The organism is Paenibacillus terrisolis (assembly GCF_056171975.1).
Map to the genome: position 1 here is coordinate 45,966 of NZ_JBKFGG010000017.1, position 19,908 is coordinate 65,873.

19 protein-coding genes and 1 pseudogene are annotated in these 19,908 nt (G+C 52.8%); 6 read left to right on the forward strand and 14 right to left on the reverse strand.

What is annotated here, in order from left to right; genetic code table 11:
- Positions 1–43: 43 nt before the first annotated feature.
- Complete coding sequence (locus tag ACI48K_RS15755; protein ID WP_475028569.1) at positions 44–1,255, forward strand: Fe-Mn family superoxide dismutase; 1,212 nt, start codon at positions 44–46, stop codon at positions 1,253–1,255.
- 158 nt (positions 1,256–1,413) lie between these two features.
- Here the strand turns inward: ACI48K_RS15755 and folE are convergent, their stop codons facing one another.
- From folE to ACI48K_RS15785, 6 genes and pseudogenes are all read right to left on the reverse strand, one after another.
- Complete coding sequence (folE, locus tag ACI48K_RS15760; protein WP_475028570.1) at positions 1,414–2,007, reverse strand: GTP cyclohydrolase I FolE; 594 nt, start codon at positions 2,005–2,007, stop codon at positions 1,414–1,416.
- 108 nt (positions 2,008–2,115) lie between these two features.
- Positions 2,116–2,358, reverse strand: coding sequence for a YneF family protein (locus ACI48K_RS15765; RefSeq protein WP_475028571.1), 243 nt, complete (start codon positions 2,356–2,358; stop codon positions 2,116–2,118).
- An 89-nt stretch (positions 2,359–2,447) separates the two neighbouring features.
- Positions 2,448–3,485, reverse strand: a complete 1,038-nt coding sequence (locus ACI48K_RS15770) for an HD-GYP domain-containing protein (protein ID WP_475028572.1) — start codon at positions 3,483–3,485, stop codon at positions 2,448–2,450.
- Between the two features lie 170 nt (positions 3,486–3,655).
- Positions 3,656–4,733 (reverse strand): annotated as a pseudogene (queG, locus tag ACI48K_RS15775) (tRNA epoxyqueuosine(34) reductase QueG); the annotation flags it as partial.
- 23 nt (positions 4,734–4,756) lie between these two features.
- Positions 4,757–5,194: a ribonuclease HI gene (rnhA, locus tag ACI48K_RS15780; RefSeq protein WP_475028573.1), complete on the reverse strand. Its 438-nt coding sequence runs from the start codon at positions 5,192–5,194 to the stop codon at positions 4,757–4,759.
- Between the two features lie 154 nt (positions 5,195–5,348).
- Positions 5,349–5,783 carry a GNAT family N-acetyltransferase gene (locus ACI48K_RS15785; protein ID WP_475028574.1) on the reverse strand — a complete coding sequence of 145 codons (435 nt, stop codon included), beginning with the start codon at positions 5,781–5,783 and terminating at the stop codon, positions 5,349–5,351.
- A gap of 389 nt (positions 5,784–6,172) precedes the next feature.
- On the opposite strand from ACI48K_RS15785, the gene ACI48K_RS15790 reads away from it, so the two are divergent.
- Complete coding sequence (locus tag ACI48K_RS15790; protein ID WP_475028575.1) at positions 6,173–6,391, forward strand: hypothetical protein; 219 nt, start codon at positions 6,173–6,175, stop codon at positions 6,389–6,391.
- A 104-nt stretch (positions 6,392–6,495) separates the two neighbouring features.
- Here the strand turns inward: ACI48K_RS15790 and mutY are convergent, their stop codons facing one another.
- Both mutY and acpS read right to left on the reverse strand, forming a co-directional pair.
- Positions 6,496–7,689 (reverse strand): A/G-specific adenine glycosylase, encoded by a 1,194-nt coding sequence (gene mutY / locus ACI48K_RS15795; RefSeq protein WP_475028576.1) that lies wholly within the window; start codon positions 7,687–7,689, stop codon positions 6,496–6,498.
- Positions 7,690–7,712: 23 nt separating this feature from the next.
- Complete coding sequence (acpS, locus tag ACI48K_RS15800) at positions 7,713–8,108, reverse strand: holo-ACP synthase (protein ID WP_475028577.1); 396 nt, start codon at positions 8,106–8,108, stop codon at positions 7,713–7,715.
- 671 nt (positions 8,109–8,779) lie between these two features.
- Between acpS and ACI48K_RS15805 the strand changes: the two genes are divergently transcribed.
- Positions 8,780–9,613, forward strand: a complete 834-nt coding sequence (locus tag ACI48K_RS15805; RefSeq protein ID WP_475028578.1) for an alpha/beta hydrolase — start codon at positions 8,780–8,782, stop codon at positions 9,611–9,613.
- A gap of 216 nt (positions 9,614–9,829) precedes the next feature.
- Positions 9,830–10,750, forward strand: a complete 921-nt coding sequence (locus tag ACI48K_RS15810) for an AraC family transcriptional regulator (RefSeq protein WP_475028579.1) — start codon at positions 9,830–9,832, stop codon at positions 10,748–10,750.
- Positions 10,751–10,827: 77 nt separating this feature from the next.
- On the opposite strand, the gene nadE is transcribed toward ACI48K_RS15810, so the two are convergent.
- The 3 genes from nadE to ACI48K_RS15825 form a co-directional block, all read right to left on the reverse strand.
- A complete protein-coding gene (gene nadE / locus ACI48K_RS15815) occupies positions 10,828–11,637 on the reverse strand; it encodes an ammonia-dependent NAD(+) synthetase (protein ID WP_475028580.1) in 810 nt (269 codons plus the stop codon).
- 127 nt (positions 11,638–11,764) lie between these two features.
- Positions 11,765–12,199, reverse strand: a complete 435-nt coding sequence (locus tag ACI48K_RS15820; protein WP_475028581.1) for a BrxA/BrxB family bacilliredoxin — start codon at positions 12,197–12,199, stop codon at positions 11,765–11,767.
- Positions 12,200–12,305: 106 nt separating this feature from the next.
- Entirely contained in the window at positions 12,306–14,036 is a 1,731-nt protein-coding gene (locus ACI48K_RS15825; protein WP_475028582.1) for a two-component system sensor histidine kinase NtrB, read from the reverse strand.
- A 190-nt stretch (positions 14,037–14,226) separates the two neighbouring features.
- On the opposite strand from ACI48K_RS15825, the gene ACI48K_RS15830 reads away from it, so the two are divergent.
- Positions 14,227–15,498 carry a BaiN/RdsA family NAD(P)/FAD-dependent oxidoreductase gene (locus ACI48K_RS15830; RefSeq protein ID WP_475028583.1) on the forward strand — a complete coding sequence of 424 codons (1,272 nt, stop codon included), beginning with the start codon at positions 14,227–14,229 and terminating at the stop codon, positions 15,496–15,498.
- Between the two features lie 30 nt (positions 15,499–15,528).
- Here the strand turns inward: ACI48K_RS15830 and ACI48K_RS15835 are convergent, their stop codons facing one another.
- The 3 genes from ACI48K_RS15835 to ACI48K_RS15845 form a co-directional block, all read right to left on the reverse strand.
- The gene (locus ACI48K_RS15835; RefSeq protein WP_475028584.1) at positions 15,529–16,788 is read right to left on the reverse strand and encodes an ABC transporter permease; all 1,260 of its coding nucleotides are present in this window, start codon (positions 16,786–16,788) and stop codon (positions 15,529–15,531) included.
- A gap of 22 nt (positions 16,789–16,810) precedes the next feature.
- On the reverse strand, positions 16,811–17,515 hold the full coding sequence (locus ACI48K_RS15840; RefSeq protein WP_475028585.1) for an ABC transporter ATP-binding protein: 705 nt from the start codon (positions 17,513–17,515) through the stop codon (positions 16,811–16,813).
- Between the two features lie 76 nt (positions 17,516–17,591).
- Entirely contained in the window at positions 17,592–18,914 is a 1,323-nt protein-coding gene (locus tag ACI48K_RS15845) for an MFS transporter (RefSeq protein ID WP_475028586.1), read from the reverse strand.
- A gap of 406 nt (positions 18,915–19,320) precedes the next feature.
- Between ACI48K_RS15845 and ACI48K_RS15850 the strand changes: the two genes are divergently transcribed.
- Positions 19,321–19,788, forward strand: coding sequence for a MarR family winged helix-turn-helix transcriptional regulator (locus ACI48K_RS15850; RefSeq protein WP_475028587.1), 468 nt, complete (start codon positions 19,321–19,323; stop codon positions 19,786–19,788).
- Positions 19,789–19,908: the final 120 nt, after the last annotated feature.

The window sequence follows — 19,908 nt, forward strand, 5'->3', positions numbered from 1 at the left end:
TAAGCTGTTAATAATGATTAATGAAGCCGGAGGAGGTTAACCCATGCTGTTCGATTACGGGCCTTATTTGCCTGTGCGCATTTTGGAAGAAATCCGTTTCTGGAAGCAGCAGGAGGCGGAGCATACCGAGGTTATCAAGGCGATCATACCCGGGCTTGAACCCCAATACGTCAAGGTGCTGGATGAGTGGAAGCAGGTGTTTGCGGAAACCGAAAAGGCAGCCGATCAATTGCTGCAATACGGGCTGTCCTCCAAGGAGGCCGCGGCGAACCCCGCCTTTATCCGGCAAACGGAGCAGTTGCTGCAGACGGCTTTCCGGCAGTCCTCCGAATTCGTCCGCCAACTCCAGTTCCTTCTGGATTACAGTCCGGCGGTCAAAGCCGTTCCATTAGCCCCGGTTGTGCTGAAGCACATCATGCGCGAATCCGAATACTTCCTTCATGTTCTAGAGAAGCTTAACCGGCCCGGGGAAATAGCCAGCCGTCTCGCGGACGAAGGCGAGTTTCACGCCTATGACCACACCCTCGACATCCTCGGCAGCGAGGATCGCTCCGATTCCGCCGAACCAAACCTGGAGGGCGAGGAATCGATCTCGCCGGAACTTGCCGAAACCCGGGTCTTCGACCATCCCGTCCCGATCGGCGGACATTCGCTTCCTCCCCTGCCCTACCCCTATAACGCCTTGGAGCCCTATATCGACGAGAAAACGATGCGCATCCATCATGACAAGCACCACAAAACTTATGTAGACGATTTGAACAAAGCGGAGAAAAAACTTCAGGAGGCGCGTAAATCCGGAGATTTCGATCTGGTGAAGCATTGGGAACGGGAACTGGCTTTCAACGGCGCGGGCCATTATCTGCACACGATTTTCTGGAATATTATGAATCCGAAGGGCGGCGGAAAACCGGAAGGCGAACTGCTGGAACAAATCAACCGGGATTTTGGAAGCTACGAGGCGTTTCACCACCAATTCTCTCAAGCGGCCGCCAAGGTCGAAGGCGGAGGTTGGGCCATTCTGGTCTGGGGCCCGCGCAGCCACCGGCTGGAAATTCTCACTGCGGAGAAGCACCAGAACCTATCTCAGTGGGATGTCGTTCCGCTGCTGCCGCTGGACGTATGGGAGCACGCTTACTATCTGAAGCATCAAAACGAGCGCCCGAAATATATCGCCGACTGGTGGAACGTCGTATATTGGCCGGCCGTGGCCGAACGTTTCCAAGCAGCGAAGAAACTAAAATGGCAGCCGTATTGATACGGCTGCTTTTCTTTTTGCCTGGTACGCGAGAAAGGAAAAGAGTCGAAAATAAACCTGCTTTCTCTGCTCGAATAAAACAAGCGGTTCGAAGTTCGCATGAACGCGACTTCGAACCGCTTGTTTGTTTATTCCAAAAATCCGGTATCGGCTGTGGACTATTCCTTGATCAAAGACAAAAATTCCGCCCTGGAGGCGGCATCTTTGCGGAAGCTTCCGCGTACGGCGGAAGTGACCGTCTTGCTGCCCGGCTTCTTGACCCCGCGGGCGCACATGCATAAATGCTCCCCTTCAACGACAACCATGACGCCTTGCGGCTGAAGAACTTCCTCCATGATGTCGGCAATTTGCGAGGTGATGCGCTCCTGTACCTGCAGGCGGCGGGTAACCGCCTCCACCAGGCGGGCCAGCTTGCTGAGGCCGGCGATTCTGCCGCTTGGAATATAACCGATATGCACTTTCCCGAAGAAAGGCGCCATATGATGCTCACACTGGCTGTAATAAACGATATCTTTTACAATAACAAGTTCTTCGTGATTCTCTTCGAACGTAACCCCCAGCACATCCCGGGGATCCACTTCATATCCGGCAAAAATCTCCTCATACATCCGGGTAACCCGCGCCGGGGTCTCAAGTAAGCCTTCCCGCTCCACGTCTTCCCCAATCAGCTTCAATATCTCGCGAACATGATGTTCGATTTGCTCCCGATTGCTGCCAACCTGCTTGTTCACATAATCCTTAACTCCAGCCATTCTTAGCGCCTCCTCCTTTCACAAAAGCATGGCGAACAGAGACGCTTTCAACAAACGACGCCTATGATGTTGTGGACCATACTTTCAAGCTCCTATTAGAGCGTAAAATTATTTTTTCTTACGAGACTTCTGTCCGGTAACTCCCGGAATCTGGCCTTGATTTTTCATCATTTGCTGCGCGCGCTGCATTTGCTTGCCGTTCAAATTGTAACCCATTTGCTTGGCCATCTTTTGCAGCATTTCCGGATTGCTTTGCATTTTCGTCATCTGTCTGCGCAAATAATACACACCGATCAAAAAGCCGCCGATCAGACCGACGATCAAAGTAATAATTGGAATTGCGATTTCCATGATTCAGCCACCCCTGCGATAATCTCCATGCATCTCCCTCATAAAGCTAAGGCGCACTCAGATAATAATAGCATTGACGATGCTGCGATTCAAGCGAGTACGGCCTCGATAAATACGGTTGTCTCAAAGGCCAAATCCACTTCGGTAACATCCAGTTCTTCGCCCGATCCGCGAACGATGCGAATTACGGGCCGACCAGGCAGCCCGCGGTGCTGACGAACGACGACGCCGGTCTCTTTTGTGGATAACCTAACCGCGGTGCCGTTCGGATAAACGGATACGATTCGGGTAAACTCCACTAACACGTCGTGGTCAAGCTCCTGTTCGGAATAAGCCATCAACTGTTCGCATGCCACGTGCGGGAGCACCGGGCGGCGAACATTGCCTCCGCCGCCTCCGATCATATTATCGTACATGTTCGCTACGGCCACGATTTTAGGAAAAAGGTGAATCTCGTCACCTTCCAGACCACGCGGAAGACCGGTTCCGTTCAGCCGTTCGTGATGCTGCAGCGCCGTATGGGCGATCAGCAAATTAAACTCCCGCTTATGCCGGAGCAATTCATATCCTCGCCAGGTGTGATGCGTTTTGCTGCCGTCCAACGATCCCCCCTCAGGCAAAGGAATCGACTTGCCGATGTCATGCAATAGCGCTCCAATGGACAAATCTTTAAGCTGCGAATAATTAAGACCCATATTTAACCCGATCATGGAGGACAAAAGACATACATTCATCGCATGCAAATACGAAGCATTATCGGAGGTTCTGATTTCGGTTAACTGCAGCAGGACCTCTTTATTGTTCAACACATCGTTCAAAAGGGCATCCACGCTTCCGCTGATTTTACGGGTGCTCCACTCCTTGCCCGAACGAACGGCCTCCAGCGTCTCGTTCATCTCCCGGAATACCGCTTGTTTGGTCGATTCTCTAAGGATATCCTCCGGTTCGACATCTTCAAATCCGGGGTCTTTGATGTAGAGCATGGTGACACCGATCCGTTTCAGCGTGTTGATCATGTAAACGGTCAGCTGGATCCCCGACGACAACAGCACGGTCCCGTTGGCCGAATACACCGTTTTACCCAAATATTGCCCCGGTTCGATATCCTCGACATTGATGAATCTCATGATTTAGTCCCCCTTGACGGAATTCGCGCCGTCATACTTCTCTTATATTCGAATTGTAAGTTATTCTGTATATTCGCCCTGGGAAGACCTTAATTTTCGTTCGGCGGCTTGAAGCCTTTCAAGCACTTCCCTATCTTCTTCGGCATCAAGGGCGCGGAGTACTGCCTGCAGCGCCTCAGCCCCGCCTATCCGACTTATTGCCCACGCTGCCGTCCCCCGAATTACCGGTCTCGGGTCATGAGTCATTATATCTATTAATTTCGGTATCGAGGTCTTGTCTTTGAAGTTCCCCAGAGCAATTACCGCATTTCTTTGGATCGGTTTTTTCCCTCTCCACGCCGCGGCGCTGTCGCCGAAGCGTTCTTTGAATTCACGGTTGCTAAGATCCAGCAAAGGCAGCAATAGCGGCTTGACCGTCTCTGGGTCCGGCTGAAGCTCAGGCCGGTGGTTCCAGGACTTTCCCTTGTTTTTGGGGCAGACCACTTGGCACGTATCGCATCCATACAGACGGTTGCCGATTTTGAGCATGAACTCCTCTTCAATGAAGCCTTTGGTCTGGGTTAAAAAGGAGATACAGCGCTGCGCGTTTAAAACCCCCGGACCCACCAAGGCACCGGTCGGACAAGCATCCAGGCATTTCGTACATTCACCGCAATCTTCCGTTACCGGAGTATCTGGGGGAATCGGGAGATTCGTGATAAGCTCGCCAAGGTAGATCCACGACCCCCATTCTGGAGATATGATCGCGCAGTTTTTCCCTTTAAATCCGATTCCCGCCCGCTCCGCTACCGCACGGTCCACAAGAGCCCCAGTATCCACCATGCTCTCGATTCTGGCTTCAGGCACCCGTTCCCGGATAAACGCTTCCAGTTGTGCCATCGCTTCGCGAAGCACCTCATGGTAATCCCGTCCCCACGCCGATCTCGCCAGAATTCCGCGCCGGTTCCCAGGCTCGGACTTCGGCGGGTCCTCCATTTTGGACGGGTACGCCACGGCGATGGAAATCAGCGAAGCCGGCTGATCCAACGATAGCTCCGGATAAATTCGCTTATTCAGATCAGGCTCTTCGAACCCCGATTCGTAGCCTTTCTCTCGCCGATCCATCAGCACGGATTTTAGCGAAAAAAACGGATCCGCGGTCGCAAACCCGATATCGTCAATTCCCAGCGATGGCGCCGCTTCCTGAATTTCACGCTTCAAATCCGCCCAAAACCCGGCTCCGGCACGATATGCCGTTGCGCCGGTCATCGCCATCTCTTTTCCCTCCTTGATCAGGACAAACGCTTGATAGCCTCCCGCGCGAGCAGGTCGCAATGATTGTTGAGCTCATTGTCGCTATGGCCTTTGACCTTCACGTATTCTACTTGATGTATTCCCATCAACCGCCATAGTTCCTGCCACAGCTCCTTGTTTTCGACAGGCTGGTTTTTACTGTTCTTCCAGCCGTTTTTGAGCCAGTTTCTGATCCAGCCTTGCTGAAAGCAGTTCACGACATAGGCGGAATCACTGTATACTTTAGCCCGGCAGGGCTCTTTAAGCTGGCTCAGCGCGGCAATGACGGCTTGTATCTCCATTCGGTTGTTGGTAGTAAGCTTCTCGCCCCCGGACAGTTCCTTCCGATGTCCGTTATATAAAAGAACGACGCCCCATCCCCCGGGTCCGGGGTTTCCCGAACAGGCTCCGTCCGTATAAATCGTAATTTCCTTCACCGCTACTCCTCCAGATTGCTATCCAAAAAGTAGGCCATCGGCCCCAACGAAAAATCGGCCTCTATAATAGAAAAGCATATCCAGCACCCATTTGCAACGGGTGGAAGATATGCTCAGGATTTTCCCCATATTTTTTTCTACAGGATTCGTTTCTTTACGACAAAGATTGAACAGCAGCAATCCCCAATTTCTGGAAAGCCTCCAAAAACTTGCTTGCGCCGTATCCCATCGCTTCATATAACGGCAGAAGCGCTTTGTTATGTTCATCCCCTGCAATCATAATACGGCGGACATTACGCAGCTGGAATCGCTGTTCCATGGCGGCGACAAGGCCCTTCCCAACACCGCGGCGGCGATATTCCGGATGAACCGCCATACGGTAAATGCAGCCCGTATTTTGATCGATCGTTCCGATCAGAACGCCCATGATCTCTCCCTCTACATCCGCAACCATAATTAGCTCCGAATCCCAAGACAGCTGTCTGGCAAACGCCCGCTTCGTGTCTTCGTAGCAATCCTCCGACAAGGCCACTTGCAAAAGCTCCATGACTTGACTCGCATCGCTCAACTGAAAGGAACGAATAAGCATGCTATGATCTCCCTTTTCTCTACGCATGATAGATCGATGTAAAATGTGCAGACCATGTTTACATCAACCGAATAAATTGAAACCAGACAAAAAACGAGAAAAAATCTGTTTCCTTGTCCATTAAACCACACTTATCTCACGAATACACCATTTTTCTTCTGAAAGCGCTTTATATTAAGCGGTTACATTTTTTATATTTCTTAAAATCTCCTAAATTTGGTCGGATGAATTCAAAAAAATAATTTACATTCCAATCACTGGTATATTAACGCTCGGTTAACAAAATTCCGTCTTTACAATTCTTTCGACTTTTAGAAACGGATGTTCTGAATATATTGCCTCATTCCGGAACATCATTAATTAGGATAAGCAAACAAGGAGGCATCATCATGGACAACCACAACGAGTCCCACAAATCAACGAGTGATCCGCAAGAGCTGCTCAAGCTAAAACACGAAGCCGATGAGCAAAAAGCGCAATTTACGAGCTTCGCCCGCAGCGTCAGTGGCGGAACTCCACCGGACCAAGGGCAGGTTGCCGGCGAGGACCACCATGAGCCTGATCAGCAAAATAATATGAAAACGACGGAAAATAGAAAGATGGAATAAATCAGATTGACTAACGCATGGAAAATTCAAAAGACCGGTCTTCTCCATATATAGAGAAGCTCCGGTCTTTTAATCTGATTGCGAACAAACGAGGAGATATAAAATTAGGCCGTGAAATATTCGTTTAAAATGCGCAAAAAGACATTCGGGAAAGCCAATTTGTCCATATCGGCCTTGCCGATCCAGCGATAAATCTCCCCGGTGTCCCCAGCCGAAGCCGGTCCGGCCTCATATGCCGCTCCGGCTTCCGCCGCATTTAACCCGGCAGCTCCGCCGGTCTGCGTCAAAGAAGGATCCATCTCGTTAAACCGGAATATGCGGAGGTTCCAGTGAATATGGCTGAACGTATGTTCCGCGTTCATCCATGCTTCCTCCGGCCGGGCAGGCACACCCGCCTCCGCAAGCGCCAGGGCCAGGCGGTCCATCGCCGGACCGTCCGGCAGTCCGGCGCCTTCGCCGGGCACGGCGTCCGCCGGGATGTGGGGCAGCTCCCACATCCGCGCGAGCAGCCCGGCGTCCGGCCGCCGGCGGACGAGCACGCGCCCGACCCGTTCCCCGCCGCCCTCGACTAAGGCGGCAAGCCGGTATTCCGGCCGCGGCGGCTTCGCCTTGCTCTTCACCGGCAGCCGCTCCTCGGCGCCTTCCAGGCGTCCGGCGCAGCGGGCCATGACGGGGCAAATCAGGCATTGCGGAGATTTCGGGGTGCAGACCAACGCCCCCAGCTCCATCAGCGCCTGATTGAAGTCCGAGGCCCGCCCCTCGGGGATGAGCTCGGCGGCCAGCTCCTCCATCCGTGTGCGGGTGCCGAGCTTCATGATATCCTCCTCGATGAGGAAATATCGCGACAGCACCCGCATCACGTTGCCGTCCACCGCCGGTTCCGGGCGGTTGAAGGCAATGCTGAGGATGGCCCCGGTCGTATACGGGCCAACCCCCTTTAAGGCGGACACCTCCGCCTTATTGTCCGGCACGGCGCCGCCGTGGAGCTCAACAACCTGACGCGCCGCCGCCTGCAGATTGCGGCCCCGGGAATAGTAGCCGAGCCCTTCCCAGCATTTCAGCACATCTTCCTCCGGCGCGGCCGCCAAATCCGATACCGTGGGAAATCGCTCGATAAAACGGTGAAAATACGGAATTACCGTATCCACCCGCGTCTGCTGCAGCATAATTTCCGAGACCCAGATGTAATACGGATCGCGGTGCCTGCGCCAGGGCAAATCCCTTTTTGAACGCTCATACCAAGCAAGCAGCTCGGTACTGAAGTAATGTTTGCTTCCGTTGTCTCCGCTTCCCAGCATGATGTCCTATGTTCTCCTTTACTTTATGAAATGACTCGTTCGACTACGGCAAAAGCGGACGCAAGATGCCGCTCGTGCGTGATGCTGAGATGTACTGCGTACTGGTCCGGTTCCGCAATTCCGAGTCTTTTCCAAGCCTTGGGCGCCAATAAAACCGACGGTTTCCCGTTAAGGTCAGGCATGATCTCCATATCCGCAAACCCGAGAACCTTGCCGATTCCGCAACCAAAAGCCTTGCTGACCGCTTCCTTGGCGGCAAAACGTCCCGAAACAAACTCGGCGGGTCTTGCGATTCTCCCGGGCAAATCCCATTCGGACGGCGTCAAAATACGAAGCATCAGCCTTTCGCCGATCTTGCTTTCGAGCATCCGGAGCACACGTTCAATTTCCACCACGTCATGTCCAATCCCGTATATCAACGTCGTTCCCTTCTTCCTTTTCCGCCTAACAGCGAGCGTCCAGTTAGCTAACATTCACATTGTAACAGGGAAGATCGCGGGAAGCGAGTCCGAAGGATGTGAACGTTGGAACGTTGCCTAGCCCTGCCGTTCACGTCCTCGCACCCCCCTGACATTTTTTTGCTTCAACCGCTAACGGATCTGAGAAACGTTATTTCCCGTTTTTGCGGCCCCTGGCAAATCTAACGGACTCCAGTGACGTTATTGAATTACTTTAACGCAAAAACAGGCTTAAAAACCCAAAATAAGGGCTCCTCGATCCGTTAGAATTATTGAATGTTTGGTTTGGGACAAATAACGTCTCTCAGATCCGTTAGACATTAGTTCTGGTTCAGTATCCAGATCCATTTTGTTTTGCTCAGTATCGTCCTGCTCTCTCCGTTCGGACCTGCTCTTCTTCCCGCTCTGATCTATTCCATACCGCCTTTCCGTTCATTTTCGCTCTCCACTTTTTCGCTCTCCACTTTTTCGCTCCGGTTCTGCTCTACTCCGCTCTTCCAGCGCTGTAAGTCCTCCGTTCCACTCCTTCAGTTCCGCCCTTCTAGGATTTCCCTTCTCACGCGCAAATCCGCTCCTTCTCTATGGTATATTTATTAATAACCAACATCGGAATCGGAAAGGAAGGATAACTAATGCCAAGCGATTTTCAAATTTCTCCGGAAGGCGGATATCTGCTGCGCTGCACGCGGTATCCCGCGGCCCAACCAGTCCCTTCCGCTCTCGTTATCATCGCGCATGGATACAAAGGATTCAAAGACTGGGGCATGTTTCCCTATGCCGCCGAGCAGCTCAGCCGCTCTCACGAGGTCGTGACCTTCAATTTTTCACACAACGGCATCGGCGAAAACCCGCTCGAATTTACCGAACTCGAAAAATTCGCGGTCAATACCTATGACCGGGAGCTGGCCGATCTGAAAGCCTTAATCGCCTATCTCCGCTTGGACGAGCGGCTCTCGAAGCTTCCGCTGTTCCTGATCGGCCACAGCCGGGGAGCCGGCGTGTGTCTTGTGCACGCGCTTGATCATCCGGGCACCGTCAACGGCGTAATTTCCTGGAACGGAGTGACCCGCCTGGATCTCTTTACCGATCAGCAAAAAGAGGAAATGCGCGCCTCCGGCCGCAGTTATGTGATGAACGGACGAACCGGGCAGCAAATGCCCCTGGACGCCATCATTCTCGAGGACCTGGAGCATCAGCGGGAGCGCTATGATGTTTTGGAGCGAATGGCCTCTTCCCCCGCCGAAGCCCGCTTTCCCGTCGCCTTGGTCCAAGGGACGGAAGACGGCGCCCATCTGCGTCAAGGCTCGGCCAAGCTGGCTCAGCTCAGACCCGGTATTTCGCGGATTCACATTCCCGGAGGGAACCACACCTTCAACACGGTTCATCCCTTCCGCGGCACCACGCGTCAGTTGGAAGAGGCGCTCCAGGCTACTTTTGCTTTTATTTCGGAACATTTACCCGGATAATACCTCTGCGCCGAAAACCGACAGCAAGAATGATCAAGAATTACCCCCGATGCTCAACTATACTTGCCTTATATATAAGTTGAGCTAATGACTAGACGTTTACGGACTGCCGTGTGAATCTTCCTCCCGGTCGACTTCACTTCCGGAACAATCCCCACGCTTCCCCGTATTGTTTTTCCTTCGCTCAGCTTGTATAGACCGGTCTGGAGGAAGTTCATGAACAATATCCGCATGATTCAGCAAAGCATCGATTATATCGAGGAGCGGCTTGACGAGGATTTATCGTTAAGCGGGATCGCCAAAGCGATGTTTTATTCGGAGTACCATTTTCACCGCACTTTTCTATATTTTGTCGGGGACACCGTTACTTCTTACGTGCGCAAACGCCGGTTGTCCAAAGCGGCGGAGCTGTTGACCGAAACCGACATGAAGGTGCTGGATATCGCGCTCTTGTGCGGGTTCGGATCACATGAGGCCTTTACGCGCGCTTTCCGGAAAATGTACGGCATCCTTCCGACGGACTGCCGCAAGCTGGGCTCTCCGCCTTTTCTCGTAGCCAGAGCCGAGCCGCTTCTCGCTATCGGTGCCCAAACCAATTTTGAATGGGGAGATTATGAAATGGAACATCGGATCGAAACGCTTCCGGCAATGAGGATTTTGGGGTATGCGCTGCAAACGACCAATGTCGATGGTCAGAACAACAATGAGATTCCCGCCTTTTGGCAAAAGTACATCAAGGAAGGATGGGGCGCACGCGTTCCGGGAAAACAACGGCCCAATGTCGAACTTGGCGTCTGCACTCCATCCGAAGAAGACGGCTCTTTCCGCTATATCATCGGCTTTGAGGTTGACAATGAAACTCCTGTTTCGGACGGACTGACAGAGTATCACATTCCTCCTGCCACCTATGCTGTCTTTACGACGCCTGCAGTCAAGGAAGAACAGTTCTCTGCCTCGATCCAGCAAACGTGGAATGAGATTTTCACCAGTTGGTTTCCTAAATCGGGGTATGAGCAAACCTATTCTCCGGACTTCGAATGGTACGATGAACGGTGCTGGCCGAAGGAGAACTGTCGGATGGATATCTACATTCCCGTTCAGCCTGCAGCAGCAATCAATCCGCAGCCGCGTCCATAAGCGAACAACCAAATCAAAAAGGCCCGTCTCTCCATTCACCGGAGAAACGGGCCTTGCTCGTAATCGTTGCTTTCGCCTTAGATACCCGGAATCGGGCTGCGTTTATGCTCTGTCTTCAAATAGAAGGATTCCAGCCGTTCCTTGGTGGCCGGATCAATCTCTTTGCCTTCCAAATAGTCGCTGTTGTCGTTGTAGCTGATGCCCAGTTCTTTCTCGTCGGTTTGGCCTTCCCACAATCCGGCGGTCGGCGCTTTATCGAGAATCGCTTGCGGCACGCCCAGATGAGCGGCAAGCAAGCGAACCTGACGTTTATTCAGAGAGCTCATCGGAGTGATATCCACAGCCCCGTCGCCCCATTTCGTGTAGAAGCCGGTAATCGCTTCGGAAGCGTGATCGGTTCCTACCACAAGCAGATTCAATTCAAAAGAAAGCGCATATTGCACGACCATCCGCGTCCGCGCTTTGACGTTTCCTTTACCCTGCGGGCTGATATGCCGGGATTGTCCGATATTTTTAAGCCCATGCTCCACCTCAAGCGCAATTTCGTCCACGGCTTCTTCGATATTCGTCTCGACGGTATGCTTCAATCCAAAGGCCTTGGCCACTTCATAGCTGTGCTCGATGTCCTCCTGCTCGCCGTAAGGCTGGAACACGCCCAGCGTGATATACTCCTTGCCCGTTTCCTGCGACAGCTCATCCGTCGCTTTTTTGCACAGCGCCGTCGTCACCGCGCTATCGATGCCGCCGCTGATAGCGATCAATAGTCCCGTTGTCCGCGAGCTTTTTACATGTTCTTTCAAAAAATCGACGCGCCGGCGAACTTCCGCTTCGGCGTCGATAGCTGGCTTCACGCCGAGGCGCGCAATGATCTCCTCCTGCAAACTCATTGTCTCATCCCTCCGTTTTAATTTTTGTATACAAGTTTATGTAAAACGCCCCCGCAGCACCGGCATGCACCGAACTTTAGGGGCGCCCTGCGATTCGCCGCCGCCCTAAAGGGAGCCGCACGAGCGCTTACCGGCAATAACGATCAAAAACGCTGGTTAATTCCGAAGCAATCTCTTCGGCTGAACGATCCTCAATTTGATGGCGTTCGATAAAATGAACCAGTTCGCCATCCTTCATCAGAGCGATCGAAGGCGATGACGGAGGATAAGGCGCAAAATACTCGCGGGCTTTGGCCGTCGCTTCCTTGTCTTGCCCGGCAAACACGGTAAACAAGTGATCAGGAGTCAAGTCATGCTGCAGCGCCTTGGCTACGCCAGGGCGGCATTGTCCGGCCGCACATCCGCAGACCGAATTGATTACGACGAGGGCTGTGCCCTTCGAAGCCGGCACGCTCGCCGCCACTTCTTCCGGCGTACGCAACTCCTGAATCCCCAGAGAAGTAAGTTCGTCTCTCATCGGTTGAATCATGTCTTTCATATACTGGTCAAATGACATCGACATTCCTTTCACCCCTTATGTCAACTATTCGGCTCAAGGCCTCAAGCGGCCTTGGTCCGAATTCTATTTTATTATACATTCGGAAGGAAGGAAAGCAACCGGTTGACCGCTACCCGGCGCTCCGGTCTTCACCGGGGCCAAGAGTCTTGTTATCGTTCAGCGGAAAAAACACCGTGAAGGTGGTTCCCTTCCCCTCTTCGGATTGAACCGTGATCTTCCCGCGATGCCGTTCGACAATGCTTAAACAAAGCGCCAATCCAAGACCGGTGCCCTTGGCTTTCGTGGTATAAAACGGCTCAAACAGCTTCTCCTGCTGTTTCTGGGAGATGCCCGGTCCCATATCGGATACCAGAATCTCGACGCCTCGTTCGCTGAGTCTCGTCTCCAGCGTCAACTGCCCCTTCTCTCCCATCGCTTCCATCCCGTTGCGCGCCAGGTTAAGAATGACCTGCTTGATCTCTTTGGCGTTCAGGTGAAGCTCAGGGATATTGTCTCCTTCCCGCACTTCGATGCTTTGGCCGCGCAGATTGGCATCCGCCCAAAGCAGTGGGGTCAGTTCCCCGATAATGTCGTGCAAACGGCATTCTTCGCTCTGGACGACCCGATTCTGGGCCAGTGACAAAAAATCGTTAATGATGCTGTTGGCCCGGTCCAACTCCTCCATGACGATCCTGTAATAATTGTCCAGGGAAACCGGGCTTTTCTCCCGCATCAGCTGCAAAAAACCGCGAACAACCGCCATCGGATTGCGGATTTCATGGGTGATGCCGGCCGCCATCTGCCCGACGAGACTCAGCCTCTCGACATGGCTAAGCTCCGTTCGCAGCGTCTCCAGCTCGGTGATGTCCTGAATGATCAATACGGCCCCGATCATCTCATTGGTTTCGCTTTTATTGATCGGAGATGTGCTGGTAAAATAAATATGGTCTTCGCTTTTGAGAAGCTCCGTGGTTTTTAGATTGCCTTCAATCGTTTGCTGCACCCGCGATGACATCGTTTCGATCAGGATGCCGCTCATGGCGTCGCTCAGCTTGCGCCGGATCAAATCCTTCCGGGTCGCTTCAGCACGTTCTTTCCGGTAAAATTGAAGAAACGTCTCATTAATGGAAACGATGTATCCCTGTTGATCGAGCAGGATGACACTAACCGGAGCCGCGTCCATCATTTGCTGCAGCTTCTCGGCTTCGCCGAAATATTTATGCGAGAGATTCGTGACCTGTTCACGCAGCTTTTCTTTTTCCAGGGTTATTTCCGTGATGTATACGAATAGGCTTCCGGCCAGCAGCGCAATAAAAGAATTGGCGAACAAAGCCATAAAAGCGCTTAAATTTTCGGTTAAAGTCATGCTCCCCGTCAGAAAAGGCAAGGATGCGATCATAAGCTCCCCGGTCATAAAAAATCCGGACAAGATCACCACTTTGCCGTGGCGCCCGACCTTTTTGAAAAGAGGGGACGTCAGGAGAACAAACGGATACAGCATAACTCCCGTTTCTAAAAGGAATTCAAGGAAAGTGTAGTTTACTGCAAATAAGGGATATAAGAGCAATTGCAGAACGGCTAACATAAAACCATGCCGAATTCTGCCGTACATCATGAACGCAAACAAGGGTAAAATTCCGAAATCAAGCGGGATAACGTCCCATAACCGAACGGCAAACAAGGAACAAAGGACCATGCTGAGGATGCAAGTATATAATAGCCCTGTGGTGTTGGTTTCCCTGTGACCGGCACGGCTTTTTCGTTGAGAATGGGCGTCAACTTTCTCATAAGTCAACGGAAACAGAAATGCCGGCAGACTGGCGATAAGGACCTGTAGCAGGATTTCTTTTACAGCATCCACAATCTCCCTCCTTAAACGGAAGAGTACACTCTGTTTCGATTAAAGCATAGGCGACAAAGTTTTACAATGTTTCTTATTAAGGTTTAAATAACCTGCACTATCCAGTTAAATAGATAACGCCCCTGGAAATTATTGCTTCCAGCCCTCGTGAGCTATAGTGAGAAAAGTACAAATAAGAAAGGGAACCCAAATGGAAAAATACGACATTATTGTTATAGGAGGCGGGCCCTCGGGCCTGATGGCCTCAATCGCCGCCGCTGAACGCGGAGCCTCCGTCACTCTTCTCGACAAAGGGGATAAGCTCGGCCGCAAGCTGGGGATTTCCGGCGGAGGCCGCTGCAACGTAACCAACGCCAAAGAAATCGACGAGTTAATCACGTATATTCCAGGAGGCGGAAGATTTCTCTACAGCGCCTTCTCGGTTTTCAGCAACCGGGATATCATCGCGTTTTTCGAAAATTTGGGGATTAAGCTAAAAGAAGAGGATAACGGGCGGATGTTTCCCGTTTCGGACAAAGCCAAGTCCGTTGTGGACGCGTTGATCGGCAAGGCCCGGGCGCTTGGCGTTCAACTGCTGGTGAACCATCCCGTTCAGGAAATCGTCTATGGGCCGGAACGGGTTCAAGGCGTATTGCTCGCTTCAGGCACGCGGCTGCTCGCCCACTCGGTTATCGTGGCGACGGGCGGAAAATCCGTTCCGCACACCGGTTCCACCGGTGACGGTTATCCGTGGGCCCAGGCGGCCGGACATACGATCACGGAGCTTTACCCGACGGAGGTGCCTATCGTGTCCAAGGAGCCTTTTATTCAAAACCGGGAGCTTCAAGGGTTATCGCTGCGGGGCGTTAAGCTGTCCGTGCTGAACCCCAAAGGCAAACCCGTTGTCTCCCATCAGGGCGATATGTTGTTTACCCATTTTGGACTTTCCGGGCCAATTGCCTTGCGCTGCAGCGGATTCATCCGCGGCATCAAACAAAAAAACGGCCGCTCGCCCGTCACCATGGAGATCGATCTGTTTCCCGAGTTCACAGGCGGCGAGTTGGAAGGGCAACTGCGCCGACTGGCTGCGGATGAGCCCAAAAAAGCATTAAAAAACGTGCTCAAAGGCACGATTCCCGAAAGGCTGTTGCCGCTTTTATTCGAACGGGCGGGGCTTTCCGGCGACACAACGTACGAGCACTTGCCCAAAGAACCTTGGCTTGCCTTTGTTTCCGTGCTGAAGCGTTTTGCGTTGTCGGTCACTGGGACACGCCCGTTCGAGGAAGCCTTCGTCACAGGCGGAGGCGTGCATTTAAAGGAGATCGATCCGCGAACCATGGAGTCCAAACTGATGCCGGGTCTTTATTTTTGCGGCGAAATTCTGGACATCCACGGCTATACCGGAGGGTACAACATCACCGCCGCTTTTGCCACCGGCTACACGGCGGGAGCCCACGCGGGACAGGCTGCCTCCGATAGCTGATTGCCCGAAAACTACTATTGAGGCGGCGGATTAACACCTGATCGTCCAGCGCAATTTGAATCGGGCCAGAAGCAGAGCCATTAACGCGCCAAGCGGAACGGCCGCAAGCAGTCCCAACCAGACGGGCAGCACCTTTACCATCAGTCCTGCGGTCAGCAGAACGGTTCCCGGCAGGAGCAGCATCGTCATGGCAGGATTGGCGCTGCGGTATTTCGTCCCCTCATCCAGCGGCAGAATCGACATTAACTCCCGCTCGAAAAAAGCCAGCCGATGTCCGCTGAGCCAATAGACGATCAACAGCAATATGAGCACGTACACGAGCGCGCTGATTTGGTACGGGGGAAGCAGAGTCGCGGTGAAACCGGCCAACGTCAATTGAAGATACAGCTTCAATTCGCTGCCGCGGAAGAAGGATTTAACCAGAATTTCCGCGATTCTGGCCTCCGGACTCCGCGAAGGCAGCAGCCGGTTGGACTTGCGGAACAGCCATGGCCGGGGGTTGCGTGCCGACGATTTCGGGCGGTCAACGGCAGACGACAGCAGCATAGCCGTCAATCTCGTTTTATTCCGGTCATCCTCGCGAAGCTCGGCTTCGAAACGGCCACTGAGCCGCAATCTGAACCAGGCCAGAGCGCCGATGAGCACCGCGCATGCCAAAACAGCCGCCGCTCCGGCACCCGGATTTCTCACGCTGCCGAGGGAAGCCCAGGCTCCGTAGCCGAAAGCCAGCAGACCGAAGGCGATGTACCGCATCGCAATCCGCTTCCAGCCCCTCAGAGTCACGCCAAGCAAATTGGACAGAAACAAATGAAGGATTTTAACGCCAAGCGTAACGAAATACAGCAAAAGAATACTGCCGGCGTCCATTTCAAACACACGAATCAAAACGGGCAGAAGAATCGTCATGGCAACGGCGAAGAAAACGGCCTGCGCAGCCGCAGCGGCGATAGAGCCTCGCAGAATTAATCCCTTCACCCAGCGCGGGTGCTGACGCAGGAACAAGACGTCGGCCGCTTCAATACATAGCACCAGCCCTCCGCTGATGTATACCAGGAGCATTAGCAGCGTTGGCACCACGCCAAACGGCAGGCCGGTTAACCATCCCGGGAGGGCTTCGCGCCATAATCCGTAATAAGTCCGCCCGCCGAGCAGAAGCGCGGGAATTCCGAGATAAAGCAACACGATCCAATCGAAGGTGGAGCGCAAAATGCCGATCTGCCCCCGCATATAATCGCTCCATCGTCTTGCAAACAGCTTGTTTACGGTATCCAAACGGATACTCGAATTCATGCCGATTCCTCCTTCATTACGGTCAGGTCAAGGCGTCGAAGCAGTCGAACAACGTCGCTCCCGGCAGCGAAGCCGCCTGGCGAATATCCTCCAGCGTGCCGCGTGCCGCCACCTTCCCGCCCGAAATCAGAATAAAATCGTCGCAAATCCGTTCCGCGGTATCGAGTACATGCGTGGACATCAGCACCCCCGCGCCCCGCCGCCGCTCTTCTTCCAGCAGGCCGAGAAAATCCTTCGTCGCCCGCGGATCCAGGCCAACGAAGGGCTCGTCCACGATATACACGTCAGGCCGGGTAAGGAAGCCGATCATCAGCATCATCTTCTGCCGCATGCCTTTGGAGAATCCGCCCGGAAGATGATGCTTCTCTTCGGTCATGCGGAATTTCTCCAGCAGATTGTTTCCTTCCCGCTCAAAATCCTTTTCTTCCATGCCGTACACGGCCGCTGCCAGTCCTAGATGCTCCCAAAGCGTTAAGGTCTCATAAAAAACAGGCTGCTCCGGCACATACGTGTATTTGTCCGAAGAGCCCGTAAATTGAACGGACGCGTCCGAAAACGGAAGCAGTCCGAGTATTGTTTTGATCGTCGTGCTTTTTCCGGCGCCGTTTGGCCCGATCAGTCCGGTCAGTTTGCCGGACTTAACCGCAAGCGACACCTGCTCAATCGCAGGTTGTCCCGCAGCATAACCGGCTTGTTTGATTTCTACCTGCAGCAGTGTTTCTTCCACATTAATTCGCCCCGCTATTTGTTAGTCTCTCTCTTATACGCATCTATCTCCAGAACGTTGCATCCTCATCTTCTATTTAAGTGGAACTTGTATAAGCTCCAAGGGCCGCTTCGGTTACATTCGAGTCGAGCTTCAAGATCCGGCGTTTGAAGATCAAGAGCAAAAGACCGATAACGGCCATAAGTCCCCCCGACAGCATAAAAGCGGGAGCCGGACCGAAAACGGTCACCAAATATCCTCCGCAAAGCGGACCGATGACGGAAGATACGGAAGTGAGACTGGTAACCGTACCAAAGACGCGTCCCGTAAAAGCTTCCGGGGTTCGCTGCTGCAGCGTGACCTGGAACGGAATGAACGACATCCCGGCTCCAAGCCCGGCGGTAAAAAAGATCGCCATCAGCAGGGCATATCCCCAACCGTTAAACGGACCGTGTGTCGCGACGATGCCGGCCAGCGCAAACACCGTGCCCAGCACGGCGCCTCCGGCACCCATTTTGACAAGCGGAGACCACCCCTTCAGCGCCTGGGAAAGTCCGATCGCCGCCAATGTTCCACAGCCGCTGAGACCAACGCACCAGCCGAGAATTTCAACGGAAATGCCGGGAATTTCCCGGAAAAGCACCACACTTTGCGAATCGGCAATTTGCAGAACCAGAAGCACCATGCATAACGTTAATGTTCCATAAGCGAGCATGGGAATTCCGGCAATCATCTTGACTCCGGCGGCCAGTTCCTTCCAGAACCCTTGCTTACGGCTCTCATGGCCATTCTCCGATGAGTTTGAAGCCAAACGGGCTAATGCGCGTTTACCCGGAACCCCGAGTAATATCACGGCGGAGAGCAAGAACGACAGGGAATCCAGCAAAAAACAGGCGGAAACCCCAAAAGCCGCGGTCAGCATGCCACCCAGGGCAGGACCGATAATTTTGGTGCCGTGTTCGATGATTGCACTGTAGGAAACCGCCTTCTCCATCTGCTCCGCCGGCACGATCTCTTTGATTTTGCCGCTTTTGGCCGGAGAGAAAACGACATCGAAAATCCCTTTGAGCACCATCAGCCCATAGACTTGCCACATAGATGAAACGAAGATCAGCCCCAGTACGATAAAGACGCGAGCCAAGTCGGCTATAATCATCAAGCGTTTTCGTTCCACGTGATCCGCCAGCATTCCGGCCAACGGACCACCAAACAGCATCGGAAGCAGCATGCAGAGCATCAATGCCGTGATTTGCCATGGGGTCGCATTCCATTTAAGTCCGACCATCGTGAGCAGTGCCAGCAAATGCAGCCAATCCCCCAGGTTGGAAATCAACTGCGATACCAGAAGAGCCAGATAGGAACGGTTTTGCAGCAGCCCCGTCTCGGTCTCCGCCTTCGGAATATCCGCGGTTTGGTTCATGATAACATCTCCTAAAAGTTTTGTGAGCATAGCATCATTGAATTTGCATCGAACAAAACTCGCTTCGTAAAGATTCGCTTGGTTTTGTGAGCGTAAAGCATCATCGAAATTGCTTCGAACAAAACTTGCTTCGTAAGCATTTGCTCGCTCCGCAAGGATCACACCGTTATCATAAAAAATTCGGCCGCGCAAACCATCCGTCCGGAGAATGATTCCATCTCCGTCCCAGGGGATGAATTTCCCTCCGGTCTTGGGGAGGAATCAAAAAATTGGAATGAAACTTTAAAATAGAAAAGCCGAAAATTGTGATAAATTATATTTTTAAAAATTCGCGAGTGTTCTAAGATAGCACTAATTCATATCCATGTAAATTCGTTCACAAACTATAAAATAAGGCGGGATGAATATGTTGAAAACCGAGGAACGCGGCACTGACTTGTCTTTGCATCTGTATCGGGTATTCGCCAAATCCTTCAAAAGCGTCAACGAACACGCTGTAACGGGAAGCAAAATCCAAGGCTTCAATCCGACGGCCTTTGCGGTGCTGGAAGTACTTTATTACAAAGGCTCGCAACCCATTCAGCAAATCGGCGCGAAGCTGCTTTTGCAAAGCGGAAACGTGACCTATGTCATCGATAAGCTCGAGTCGGCCGGTTTGCTTCACCGCACGCCATGCCCGCGTGACCGCCGTGTGATTTATGCCGAGCTTACGCCAAAAGGCAAGGAAATGATGGATCAGCTGTACCCTGAATTTACCGACCGGATTGACCACGCGCTCAGCGGGTTGAACGACGAAGAAAAACAAGTCATGATCGATCTGCTCAAAAAAATGGGCCGGGAAGCCGAAAAACTGGCTCCGCTGCTTCGCAAGTAATACCGGCAGGAAGGTAGAGCTTTTATGAGCCCTCCTTGTTCTCCACCGCCGAGGCCAAATTAAAAGCCTGCACCCTTTTATTTCAGGTGCAGGCTTTTTGTCTTGTTTAGGGCGTTCCGG